The sequence below is a fragment of the Weissella confusa genome (assembly GCF_004766315.1).
GTDB lineage: Bacteria > Bacillota > Bacilli > Lactobacillales > Lactobacillaceae > Weissella > Weissella confusa_A.
This window is the reverse complement of sequence record NZ_PVSN01000031.1, coordinates 1-11847: the sequence shown is the minus strand read 5'-3', so window position 1 is coordinate 11847 and position 11847 is coordinate 1. Positions and strand designations below refer to the sequence as shown.

The window sequence follows — 11847 nt, the reverse complement described above, 5'->3', positions numbered from 1 at the left end:
GAACCACAAAGCGTTCGACTTGCATGTATTAGGCACGCCGCCAGCGTTCATCCTGAGCCAGGATCAAACTCTCAATTTGAAGTTTGAGTATAACTCAATTTTTGTTGTTTAACAGAAGTTAAACGAATTTACTAGCGAATTGACTTCGCAAATGTTTTTGCATCAAGAACTAGCTTGATGACCCTACACATTTGTTTCATCGAAACGATATTCAGTTTTCAATGACCTACGTCGTCGCCCTGACGACTTAATCTATAATACAGAAGAGAAATGCGATTGTCAACAATCAATTTCAATTCTTTTTCATTGCTTCTTCATGAAACGTTCATACATCCGAAACAACTTAATATATATTACAGAAGAGATTTGATATTGTCAACACCCTTTTTCTTAAACGATAAGGACGTAGGTGAAACACCCAAAAGACAACTTAAATATACTACTCTTATTTACCCCAAACCGTCAACTAATTCACCCCATAAAACAGAAAAGCGGTTATCCCTAATCAGGGACAACCGTCATCTTACTTATCGTAATACAAATCTTTGTTAACTGTTTCCTTGATGCGACGGCGTAGTTCACTATCAAAATCACGGTTGTCAGCTACCATCTGCTTCGTGATTTCGCGTGGTGCTTGATAGAACGCCCATGGTCCGCTGGACTGATTTTCAAATTCTAATGGTGAAATTTGATAGAGGTCACGTGCTTCTGGTACATTAAGCCATTCATCAAACATCGCAAACAAGAATGGTCCGAATTCGCCTTCACCATTTTCTAGGTATGATTCCCAATCTGCGACAACAAATGCTTCCGGTTCATTATCCATTGCATTGCGCATAATCACTTCTAGATCACCTGACGCTTTTTCTGATGTTACCGCGTAATAGGCTGAAACATCAGGCGCAGCTAACATTGGTAGTGATCGATAGTCGAATCCTAGCGTCTTGGCCAATTTTTGCGATAGCGCAATCCGGGTATGTTGCGTCATTGGCGCGCCCTCATGTCGCGCAATACGTAATTCTTGCATACCGTCCGCTAAATCTACCGTCTTAAAGTCGAAATACATCTGGCTTATCACTCCTTACTTAACCTTTGCTGCATAGTAGCCAATCACTAGACCGATAAAAATAAGTCCTGATGTGACTTCTTTGCTATGCGTCACAAACATCACGACGATTGCGACTAGGAATAACAACACAGCCAGTACTGTCATCCCCAATTTAATATTCTTCTTTTCCATTCTCTTCCTCACATCTCAATTAATCAGCATATCGATAAGTTGCATCACGTAAATACGCCGCAAAGTCACGGTGACCAATCTCTGATTCAAACGTTTCTTTAAAATCGGCAATATAACTCTGCTTCATCTCATGGTGGTCATCAGTAACGTGCGCTTGTAGTTCTAGGATCCCCATCACATCAACCACATCGAACTCTGGTAGTAGAGTCTCGATTTCACGAACTTGTTCTGCCGTCACCGTATACTCTTTAACGATTAACGGTTGCGGGTTATCATCCACCACACCTTCAGCAGTTGCCACGACCGCACTTGGCGTAGAACGAAACGTTAAACGTCGGTCAGCAACACGGTACAAACGGCCATCCGCTATATCCAATACGCCTAGCGCTGCCACTTTTAATAGTTCCGGTCCCCAGAAAATCATTTGCTTGTTACTCATCATAACCTCGTTTCTTCTATATAGAAGTAAACTGTGCCACCATCTTGGCAGATTCTTCCCACAACTGACGGGCATTTGCATTACCGTCATCTACTACTTTGACTGGTAGCAACTTCTTACCATCATATACTTCACCGGCAATGAAGTCGGCGCCAGGCACACCAAGAGCCAAGTTCACCAAACGCTTAGCACTGCGCTCTGGACTAATTGTCCCCAGATACTTCAAAGGTGTTCGGTATAGCCAACGCATAAACGTGTTTGATTCAGATGAAAAACTCGTACGAACCACACCAGGGTGGAATGCAACGGCCGTTAGCTGATCACCGTACCGACGTTGTAGCTCACGGGTGAATAGAATGTTTTCGTATTTTGCATACCCGTATGCCTTTTCCGACGTATACTCATGAGCCACGTTCACATCATTAACGTCAAACGTCTTCACGAACAAGTTTGCCGCAATACTTGATGTTTGAATGACTGTTGCATGATCAGCCAGCAACTTATCTAATAGTAGATTTGTTAAAAGGAACCCCGCCAAGTGGTTCAATTGGAATGTCTTTTCATAGCCATCGGTCGTTAACGTGCGGTCACCCATAATGCCACCTGCATTATTTGCCAGCACATCAATGTGGTCGTACTGACGTAGTTCAACCGCTAAACGCTCGACATCCGCCAATTTCGTAAAGTCAGCCAAATGATACGGCATACCAAGTTCAGTCGCGATTTTCGCTGTTTTTTCTGGGTTGCGTCCAACAATCACCACTTGACGGCCAAGGCTAACCAACTCCTTAGCGGCAGCGGCCCCGATACCATCACCGGCACCAGTAATCACAATTGTCTTCATAGTCCCCTCCATTTGTTTGCTTTCCTTCATTATACCTGCATATACAAAAAAGGCACTCTAATGGAAGCGTGCCTTTATGAGTAACTCACATCACCCACAACAACATAAGTTTAGGAGAATCCATGAAACTACTAAACTCTCTCACAAGTACTAGCATAATGGGCCCAACCGAATTATTCATCTGCAATTCTTGACCGGTCGCTGAATTATAGAGAGCGATTTGTGGGATGATTTTCTTTCAATAGTCCCTGTCATTGATTAGCTGCCTGCCAAAACGCCAATTCATGGTGATATGACGTTTCGTAAATGCGCACGTAGTCAGTCGTTGCAGATTGCGTTTGCGCAAATAGCTGATCAACCGTCCGCCAACTCCAGTCAATGATTGACTGATAGGCTTGGTTCGCGTAGTAATCTACCCAGACATCAAACCCAGTCGATGCGACCCCTTGCTGTTGCAAACGTTGTGCAATCAATCCATATGACTCTGTGCATGGTAATAACGCCAGCATGCTGGCTAGCGGATCACCTTGGGCGACTGTGTCCCGCAAATGATTGAGGTAGTTCGCATTATGTGCACCCACTGCAATTTGGTGATAGTGATCACTTGGTGCAAGGCCCAAATGTGCATCGCTCTCATCCGACTCAGACATAGCATGTCGTCTTAGTTCCAATGGCAATTGTGCATTCATTTGATCTAACAGCATCATAAACACAGCTACATAATGATGATCTTGCGCGACGTAATAATCACGACTAGTTTGTGATAACACGCCAGTCCGGATACCTTGGACAAATGGTTCTTGCATAATCGCGGCCATCATCTCGTCACGAATTGGCATGAGTTCTTCACGTGTCATAACGTTCCCCACTTTGTTTTCATCTCATTAATCACCGACCGAACATCTGGCGCTTCGCTCAATAGACTAATCATCGCAACACCATCGACACCTGATTGACGTAATGCAGGCAAGTCTTTAAGTGTAATGCCGCCAATTGCAACGGTTGGCAGTTGTTTTGTATTAGCATTCAAGGTCGTCGTGAGGCCGTCTAATCCTAATGGCGTAGCTGCATCAGCCTTCGTTGTGGTCGCAAAAACCGGTCCAACGCCCAGATAATCAATGCCCATCACCGACTGGGCGGCGACCATTTCGTCCTTATTGCGAACCGATAGTCCCACAATCATCTGGCCGGCAACCTGCGTCACGACATCCGTGATTGGCATATCATCCTGGCCAACGTGAATACCATCCGCTTCAACCGCTATTGCCAATGCAACATCGTCATCAACGATAAACGGCACAGCTAATTCACGTGCCTTTTCCCGCAATCTCATCGCCAAAGCTCGTTTTTCATCAGTCGATAGCGCGGGGTTCTTTTCACGGAATTGATACGCTGTAATACCTGATTGCATAATCAATGCGAGTCGCTCTTCATATTCGGCCAACGTTAAATCAGGAAAATTCTGCGAGCCGGCAACAAAATATCGTTGTAAAAGTTCTTTCTTCATTCTGTCACCCAATGATTCAGTGGGCCGTGGCCGTGACCAACGGCAATCGTTTCAGCAATCGCAGCGTTCATAAACGCTTTGGCATGTGGCATGATCTGTACTAACGTTTCGCCTTGCGCAAGATGTGCAGTAATGAAGGCAGATAATGTGTCACCAGTCCCATGTGTGCGGTTCGTCTCAATGCGTGGCGCGTGGTACCAACGGCCGGTTCCATCCGCGAATGCCACATAATCCGCCACATCGTCAGAATGACTATCTTTCAAATGACCACCCTTCAAGACCACATTTTTGGGACCCAGTAGTTGTAGTTCATGCGCAGCGTTCACCATGTCCTCTTCTGTGGCAATCGCCCGATTCAATAAGACAGACGCTTCAGCCAAGTTTGGTGTTACAACCGTCGCTAACGGGAATAACTCTGTTTTCACTGCCTCGATGGCATCATCGGTTAGTAGCTTGGCACCGCCTTTGGCAACCATCACGGGATCAACAACCACATGCGCTACACCAGAGTTGGCGATTTCGTCCGCAACGACATGCACTCGCTCGGCATCAAACAGCGCGCCGGTTTTTAATGCCCGAATATCTAGGTCAGACAAGACACTTTTGAATTGGTCACTAATAAAATCAGTCGGCGTCGGCAAGATGCTTTGGACACCTAATGTATTTTGTGCGGTCAACCCAGTAATGATTGAAGCACCGTAGACACCTTGATTATGGAACGTTTTCAAATCCGCGTTGGCGCCGGCACCACCGCTCGAGTCAATGCCCGCTACTGTTAACACCTGTGTGACATCAATCATCGCGTTGCCACCTCCGTTTTTGTCATCACATACAACTCGTTGAATAGCGCACCGATAAAGTGACCCGGTAACTGATTCACTTGCGCAGATGCCCGTTCACCAGCTTCACCAAATAACTCAGTAGCTGCTACTCCAGCTGCAAAGTAGTCCTCCGTCACGGCAGCAAACGCACCAATCAAACCGCTCAACATATCACCGGCACCAACATTTATCACCAACAATGGTGAGTTGGTATCCACCGTCTGCGTACGCACGCCATCGGTAATCACATCAACCACACCAGTTTGTACAATCACTGTGCCAGTCTTTTTAGCCGCTAACTCAGCTTCTTGTTGATGGGTTGTTTGATCCAAGGTATCAATCCCGCGACCAGCAACTTCTGCCTGGGCGAACCACGCAATTTCGCTGGCGTTGCCTCGGATAATATCAACAGTCACATTTTCCAGCAAACGACGCACAAATTGCGCACGGTATGGCATCCCCACCGCGACCGGATCCAAAATCACCGGCTTGTTTTGTTGATTAGCTGCTTGGCCAACTGCCAAAAATAGCGGCCATTGCGCTTCAGATAGCGTACCGATGTTCAAAACAACCGCTGATGAAATGCCAACTAGTTCAGCAGCTTCGTTAGGCTCGTTAGTCATCAAAGGCGAAGCGCCTACGACATTAATTGCATCCGCGACGTGTTGCATCGTCACAAAATTTGCAACGTTCAGCACGAGCGGCTGTTGTTCACGGATGTTGGTCAGTAAATGGTTCATAATTCCTCCAGAATAGACAAAAAAATCGACCAACCCGCGTATAAAGAAACGGATTGATCGATTGGATAGTCTTATCTGGTCGGTCTACCATCACTTCCCTACGCAAGTCTTAACTCAACAGGTTCAAAGGGTCCGGTCATACCGTCTCAGCCAAATGGCTCCCCCAGTGGTGAATATTTAATTCATGATTAGTGTAACAGAGTTAGTGCCAAATACAATCACCATTTTTTGCATAATAGCAAACCAAAACGGCAAGTTCCCTTTTCAACCCAGTCGTACCGGGCATTATGCTAAACTAATTGCATCAAAATTTTAGGAGTTCGTCATGGCAAGTGCTTTTAACGCTGCGGATATCGCCGCAAAGAAACAAGAATTGGGTTACCCCGCTGACACAACCAACGTCGCTTACATCGAAGCTAACCACAAGCTTGAAGATGTGATTGGTGCCTTCAATGCTTTCACGGGTAAGAATTTCGTGATTAGTTTTGAAGAAAACGGCTTGTTGTTCATGGGCCTAACGCCGCTTAACCAATTTAACGGGACCGATAAGTTCGTTACTTTGTCTGAAATTGGCACGATTGCCCACACGGATGAAGCTGTGTTCAACGGTCGCTTTGTCACTGATTCTGAAACGTTGGTGCTTGATTCACTACACGGTGATCACACTAAAAACCGCTTGTACACCACATCAACATTGGCTGACTGGGTCGCTGAGAACGTCGCTAACGTCAACGCCATCATCGATGGTTACAACGAAGCCAAGTAAATACCAATTATTAGGAAGTACCAAATCGGTGCTTCCTTTTTATTTACCAATCTTGCCCGTCAACAAGTACTTCAGACCATACCAAGCAACGATAACCATTGATAGTATCAACAGTCCGTACTCCTGTAGATTGGGTGATTCCCCTTCAAAGTTTACAACTCCAATGATTTGACCTGCAAAGCCTAGTACAAAAAACACAAAGACAACAAAGCCCCAGTAAAGCAATCCGGCAATGAAGCTTCCCGAAACCAGCTTGATGACCAAGATTACCGAGAAGATAACGATGACCGGTATCAGCTGGTCAGATGACGTGCAGCTTCGAATAAACCCAATTAACGCAATTATATATACTAACCACCCCATATGCCGAACCTTCATTTTTCAACCAGCATACCAGGCACTCGTGAAAAATTTTAGAAGCAAAAGCTTATCCATCAGAGCTATTGTTTACGCACAACCAAATAAATTAGGAAAAACACAATAAACGCCAACCCAAACAAAAACCAAAAATCGGCACGACGACAATCGCGCTGACGACGGATTTCTTTTTCCAATTCGTTCACTCGAGTTTCTAAAATGGTATTTTTCGTTTGTGCTTTCACCAGTTCAAGCTGGTTCGATAATTGATTTTCTTGAATTTGTTTTATGTCTTGTTTTACCCATTTCAAATCAAGCTTGTCCATAATCAGACTTCCCCACACTTTATCTTTTTGCATAATATTGCTAACACTGTCAACAAATCCCCATAAACCACAAAAGAGATGCCAGCTATATTGCTGACACCTCTTTTTGTCGTACTGTAATTTTAATTTATTTCAGTCTTAAAAAAGACTGAAGTAGCGATGTCACCTTCAGGCCGAAAAGGAGCTACTGTGGCAACTCCTCCTAATTCAACTAAATTTCATCATTATCATCGTCAATCAGTTGCGCCAACGGCAACAACTTCAATTGACCATCCACCACTTGCAAGCTGGCCTTGAAGACTTCGACTTGCTCGGCGACCTGTTGTAACACTTGCTCGTACTCCGTCAACAAACCAGATACTTTGAACTGCTTACGTGCCATCACTTGGTTCTCCACCAAATCAATCGCAAAGCCAACGCCAGCGACTGCCAGATCAACGGCCACATTCTTCACCAATGGGTTGCTCTGCTTCGGCGTTGCAGCAGCTGTTTTGCGCAACTTAGCAGCTTGTCGGGCCGCCATCGTACCAGCTTGCAGAACCATCGCGCGCTTTGATGACTTGCTCAAGGCATTCGCGGTCGCATTCGGCGTAATCTTCACATACTTAGCTGGTGTCATCGGCGTCAATTGCACATCGTGAATCAAATCCGAGTCAAAATCGAATTGCTTCGTCGCCTCATCCGTCATAAATGACACAACCATGTTGCGCAATGCTTCATTCGCACCTGCTACCAACTGCGTTTCATATTGCAAAGCTACTGCGTCGAATTCACTCGTACTGATTTTATTGTTCTTGTACAACTCCGCCAACTGCTGAATTGCCACTCGGCGCGTTTGCTTCAACGCCTTGAATGGTTGTTGCAACTTGCTATTCACAATCATATTCACGCGCGTTTCAACAGTCTTAGCCTTCACCGATTCACCCACACGGCCCGCACTTTGCTTCAAAGATTGGAAGCCATCGATCATTTTTGCCATTATCATAATCCCCCTCAATGGTTTATAGGTATAGCTTACGTGATGAAACTTAAAAATGCACCTAAATCAGTCATGCCATTAGCCCAAATGCCAAGTTGTCAGGTCAGGCTGTTTGTCCAGGTCACCCTCTGCAAGTTCAGCCGTATCCTTCTCAAGCTTACCAATCTGTGTCACAAATTCTTTACCGCCAGCAAACCTCAGCATCACCGACTGTTCGATGCGTTTTTCGATGAAACGGGTCGGCAATGTAAATAAACCAGGTCCACTCTTGGTCCAATCCGAATGTGACGTTGCTTTAATGACATTCACCGCTTCCCACATCATCTTATTCGCCATCCCCACCGTCACAAAAGGCGAAATATCATGCTTCAAAAAGTACAATAAATCATCCTTGGTCACGACCACAGTCAATCCATCATCGTTGATCATCACTTCTGGTACCGGTTCAAGGACGTCTTTGAAAAACGGAAACAGAAGTGGTCCTACCACTACCGGCGCAAACGGCATTTTTCGTTCACCACGCTTTTGTGACGCTACGAATTGTTGATAAGTCTTACTCATAATCCAGCCTCCCCAAAACCTTTTAACTAAATTCTACCAAAAAACGTGCCCACCACCCGGCAGACACATTCCATCATTAATTCAAATCATCCCCATTCGTCGCGATAACCTTCTTGTACCACGCGAATGAATCCTTTTTCTTACGTGCCAGCGTTCCGTTACCGGCATCATCTTGATCAACGTAAACCACACCGTAACGCTTTGACATTTCTGATGTTGAGAATGACACCAAGTCAATAATTCCCCACATCGTGTAACCCATCAGATCAACACCATCGATAATCGCCTCACGCATTTGCTCAATGTGCTTACGGAGGTAATCAATGCGGTACGTGTCATGAATGCCACCATCTTCAGCAATTTCATCAAGCGCACCCAAACCATTTTCAACGATGAACAATGGCACACGGTAACGGTCCCACATCTCATTCAAGGCAATACGCAGACCGATTGGATCGATTTGCCAACCCCAATCAGATGCCTCCAAGTACGGGTTACGACCACCAACAGCCATGTTACCCAGCGCATCAGTTTCACTATCACCGGCAGATGTCACCGTTGACATGTAGTAGCTGAAGCTCAAGAAGTCGACTGGGTGTGCCTTCAAAATCGCCTCGTCATCGTCAGCCATTGGAATCGTCACGTTATGCTCCGCAAAGTAGCGATTCATGAACTCAGGATACTCACCACGGACTTGGACATCCGTGAAGAACAAGTTCAACTCATCTTGCACTTGGGCAGCTTGCACATCGGCTGGATTTGGCGTCGCTGGGTACGTTTGCATACGCGCCAACATCGCACCAATCTTCGCTTCTGGATCAATCTCATGCACTTGCTTCGTTGCAATCGCACTGGCCACAAATTGGTGGTGCAACGCTTGGTAACGAATTTGCAATTGCTCGTCGTAAGGCAAGCCAGTATCAACTGCACCCGTCTCGTGGAAACCGAATGAACCCGTGTTGATTTCGTTAAACGTCAACCAGTACTTCACCTTGCCCTTGTAGCGACGGAAGACCGTTTCCGTAAAGCGATTAAAGTCCGCAATCGTCGCACGAACAGCCCAACCATTGCGTGTCATCGTCAAATGAATCGGACTCTCATAGTGTGACAACGTAACCACTGGCTCAATGCCGTACTTGGCCATTGTTTCGAAAACTTTGTCGTAGAATGCCAAGCCAGCTTCGTTCGGCTCCGTCTCATCACCATTCGGGAAAATACGCGTCCAGGCCAATGAAATGCGGAATGCCTTCGCACCCATTTCGCCCATCAACGCCAAATCCTCTTCAAAACGGTGGTAGAAATCAACTCCACGACGCTTTGGATAGTTTTCATCCGTCTTGTCCGCGATTGCGATTTCAATATCTTCAAGCGTGATATTCCCCAAACTCATATCGGTACGCTTCTCAGCCTTCTTCACCACTTCGGCCGTACTTAATCCCTTGCCATCTTCATTCCAAGCACCCTCGTATTGGTTGGCAGCCGTTGCACCACCCCACAAGAACCCCTCTGGAAAACCGGTTGGAATCGTTGACTTGTACATGTTGTATCCCCCATACATATTATTCCGTCTGTTACGCATTTAGCATACCAACACATGTAAGCGGTTACAACCAGATTCCAGTAATCTATTAAGATTAGTCAAAAAATGGTCGATTTCAAAGAAAAAACAGTGCCCTGAAATTAATCAGAACACTGTTCAAGATTCGTTACGGCATGCTAAGAAGCATGATCGCAAATGTAAATGTCATCATGATGAACGTGCTGCGGAACAAGTCAAACGTACGTACCATCGCAGCATCACTTTTAGATGCATCCATTTTCAACGTAGCTAGACCAATGATGCCAACGATTGCGATAATAATAATCACCACGTCAGCAATCACTGGATAATACATCACCTTAATGATTTCGGTGGAAAAAGTGACGACAAGCATTAGCGCAATTGGCAACATTGCAACCCTGTACTTCTTCTTGAGACCGCCCATAACTTTGAAGTTACCACTCTTTCGCAAAGCGCCCCTGTATCGTAGCAACAAGACTGAAGCAATACTTGCACTTAACATTACGAAAAATTCAGCCACATTGGTAAAATTAACAACCATTTCAACTTCTCCCTCGTTGATATTCACTTATTCCAGTGTACACCTACAAAGGAGATTGAGACCGTTTGCGTTTTGCCTAATTGCGGTTGTACCCGAAGCGACGTGTTTGCATGACATCCTTCCAGTAGCCTTCACGGGCCAACGCTTGTTTGCGCCCTTGTTCATTCTTGCTGAAAATCTCCAAAATACTGTATGAGAAATGGTGGCGAATATAATCCAACCCGTGGTTCTGAACCAATTCATTCAGCCCACGATTTGGATAGTCTTTGCTGTTCTCTTCTTCAGGGTCATACCCTTTCGCGAGATATGTTTGCCAGCGTGACAATATACCACCGGCTCCAGTCGCTGATCCGACATAATGTCGACCAGTTCGATTGTCAGTTATTAAATACACACCGTAAACACTCGATAGCGCAGTTTGCCACGCCATACTAGTCAATTCACTCTGCAGCGTTTGATAATCAACATTCACATTTTCAAAACCCGGAACTTGATTCGTTCGCTCTAAAATCGGCTTCGGTAAAATTTCAAAAAGTGGTACGTTATCGACAATTTCTGGATTCACGTACCACCATGAACGTGGTCGATTCGTCCAATCGAAAATCGCCCGTCCTTCAAAAGCATCGTACTGATGTAACTTCTCGGTTTTCGCATATGGAATTTCATCATAATCTGCAATCGGATCATGACCAATCAGTTCATATTTTGACAAAATCATGTATGCACCAACAAATAACCACCGGTGCGGTTGCGTCTCGATGAACTGAAAAGTAATATCATCCTCTCGATTACGGTTTCGCCCTTGCGACAGAATCCAAGGTTCGAACACTTCTTCATGATTTGCATACATTTGAAAGAAGTCACGACGCATTCGGTGCCCCTGTCGGTCATTAGTATTCCACGATGTATTGAAACGCAATTTGATGCGACGTTCCGGATATGCTTGTCGCAAAGAATCAAAATCAAATAGATCACTAATTAATATATTCGACATAACTGTCACCTCATTTTTACCCTGAAGATTACCGGGTAAATTGGACCCGGATTATTCATGCACTAAATTTTTAACCACAGCTAAATCAGTAAAATACGATAAATCACCTTGAAACTGCCAGTACCTTGGCACGGTTTCAGGGTGTTTTTTTCGATTGGGCGTTTTTTGAGA

At 45.2% G+C, this 11847-nt stretch carries 16 protein-coding genes, 1 rRNA gene and 1 riboswitch; of the genes, 1 reads left to right on the top strand and 16 read right to left on the bottom strand.

The annotated features are described in order from the left end of the window. The 9 genes from C6P11_RS11085 to thiM form a co-directional block, all read right to left on the bottom strand. Window positions 1-79 (bottom strand): 16S ribosomal RNA (locus tag C6P11_RS11085); the annotation flags it as partial. 444 nt (window positions 80-523) lie between these two features. Next, window positions 524-1066 carry a hypothetical protein gene (locus C6P11_RS04955; RefSeq protein ID WP_135519105.1) on the bottom strand — a complete coding sequence of 181 codons (543 nt, stop codon included), beginning with the start codon at window positions 1064-1066 and terminating at the stop codon, window positions 524-526. Between the two features lie 15 nt (window positions 1067-1081). Then, window positions 1082-1240 carry a hypothetical protein gene (locus tag C6P11_RS10940; protein ID WP_167849532.1) on the bottom strand — a complete coding sequence of 53 codons (159 nt, stop codon included), beginning with the start codon at window positions 1238-1240 and terminating at the stop codon, window positions 1082-1084. 19 nt (window positions 1241-1259) lie between these two features. Next, entirely contained in the window at window positions 1260-1682 is a 423-nt protein-coding gene (locus C6P11_RS04950) for a hypothetical protein (RefSeq protein ID WP_135519102.1), read from the bottom strand. Between the two features lie 13 nt (window positions 1683-1695). Then, a complete protein-coding gene (locus C6P11_RS04945; protein WP_167849531.1) occupies window positions 1696-2523 on the bottom strand; it encodes an SDR family NAD(P)-dependent oxidoreductase in 828 nt (275 codons plus the stop codon). 251 nt (window positions 2524-2774) lie between these two features. Beyond that, complete coding sequence (locus tag C6P11_RS04940) at window positions 2775-3380, bottom strand: TenA family protein (protein ID WP_135519096.1); 606 nt, start codon at window positions 3378-3380, stop codon at window positions 2775-2777. Continuing rightward, the gene (thiE, locus tag C6P11_RS04935; RefSeq protein ID WP_135519093.1) at window positions 3377-4030 is read right to left on the bottom strand and encodes a thiamine phosphate synthase; all 654 of its coding nucleotides are present in this window, start codon (window positions 4028-4030) and stop codon (window positions 3377-3379) included. The genes C6P11_RS04940 and thiE overlap by 4 nt, the downstream gene beginning before the upstream one ends. Further along, window positions 4027-4830 (bottom strand): bifunctional hydroxymethylpyrimidine kinase/phosphomethylpyrimidine kinase, encoded by an 804-nt coding sequence (gene thiD / locus C6P11_RS04930; protein WP_135519090.1) that lies wholly within the window; start codon window positions 4828-4830, stop codon window positions 4027-4029. Before thiD ends, thiE begins: the two co-directional genes overlap by 4 nt. Then, the gene (gene thiM / locus C6P11_RS04925) at window positions 4827-5591 is read right to left on the bottom strand and encodes a hydroxyethylthiazole kinase (RefSeq protein WP_135519087.1); all 765 of its coding nucleotides are present in this window, start codon (window positions 5589-5591) and stop codon (window positions 4827-4829) included. The genes thiD and thiM overlap by 4 nt, the downstream gene beginning before the upstream one ends. A gap of 78 nt (window positions 5592-5669) precedes the next feature. Next, window positions 5670-5766: riboswitch (TPP riboswitch) on the bottom strand. A 150-nt stretch (window positions 5767-5916) separates the two neighbouring features. Between thiM and C6P11_RS04920 the strand changes: the two genes are divergently transcribed. Continuing rightward, entirely contained in the window at window positions 5917-6357 is a 441-nt protein-coding gene (locus C6P11_RS04920; RefSeq protein ID WP_135519084.1) for a hypothetical protein, read from the top strand. A 39-nt stretch (window positions 6358-6396) separates the two neighbouring features. On the opposite strand, the gene C6P11_RS04915 is transcribed toward C6P11_RS04920, so the two are convergent. From C6P11_RS04915 to C6P11_RS04885, 7 genes are all read right to left on the bottom strand, one after another. After that, window positions 6397-6720, bottom strand: a complete 324-nt coding sequence (locus C6P11_RS04915; RefSeq protein ID WP_135519081.1) for a hypothetical protein — start codon at window positions 6718-6720, stop codon at window positions 6397-6399. Window positions 6721-6797: 77 nt separating this feature from the next. Continuing rightward, window positions 6798-7040 carry a hypothetical protein gene (locus C6P11_RS04910; RefSeq protein WP_135519078.1) on the bottom strand — a complete coding sequence of 81 codons (243 nt, stop codon included), beginning with the start codon at window positions 7038-7040 and terminating at the stop codon, window positions 6798-6800. A gap of 211 nt (window positions 7041-7251) precedes the next feature. Continuing rightward, window positions 7252-8019, bottom strand: a complete 768-nt coding sequence (locus C6P11_RS04905; protein WP_135519074.1) for a hypothetical protein — start codon at window positions 8017-8019, stop codon at window positions 7252-7254. A 78-nt stretch (window positions 8020-8097) separates the two neighbouring features. After that, complete coding sequence (locus C6P11_RS04900) at window positions 8098-8580, bottom strand: hypothetical protein (RefSeq protein WP_135519071.1); 483 nt, start codon at window positions 8578-8580, stop codon at window positions 8098-8100. A 76-nt stretch (window positions 8581-8656) separates the two neighbouring features. Beyond that, on the bottom strand, window positions 8657-10120 hold the full coding sequence (locus C6P11_RS04895) for a glycoside hydrolase family 1 protein (RefSeq protein WP_135519069.1): 1464 nt from the start codon (window positions 10118-10120) through the stop codon (window positions 8657-8659). Window positions 10121-10286: 166 nt separating this feature from the next. Beyond that, entirely contained in the window at window positions 10287-10682 is a 396-nt protein-coding gene (locus tag C6P11_RS04890; RefSeq protein WP_135519066.1) for a hypothetical protein, read from the bottom strand. Window positions 10683-10758: 76 nt separating this feature from the next. After that, window positions 10759-11676, bottom strand: coding sequence for a GIY-YIG nuclease family protein (locus C6P11_RS04885; RefSeq protein WP_135519063.1), 918 nt, complete (start codon window positions 11674-11676; stop codon window positions 10759-10761). Window positions 11677-11847 lie beyond the last annotated feature (171 nt).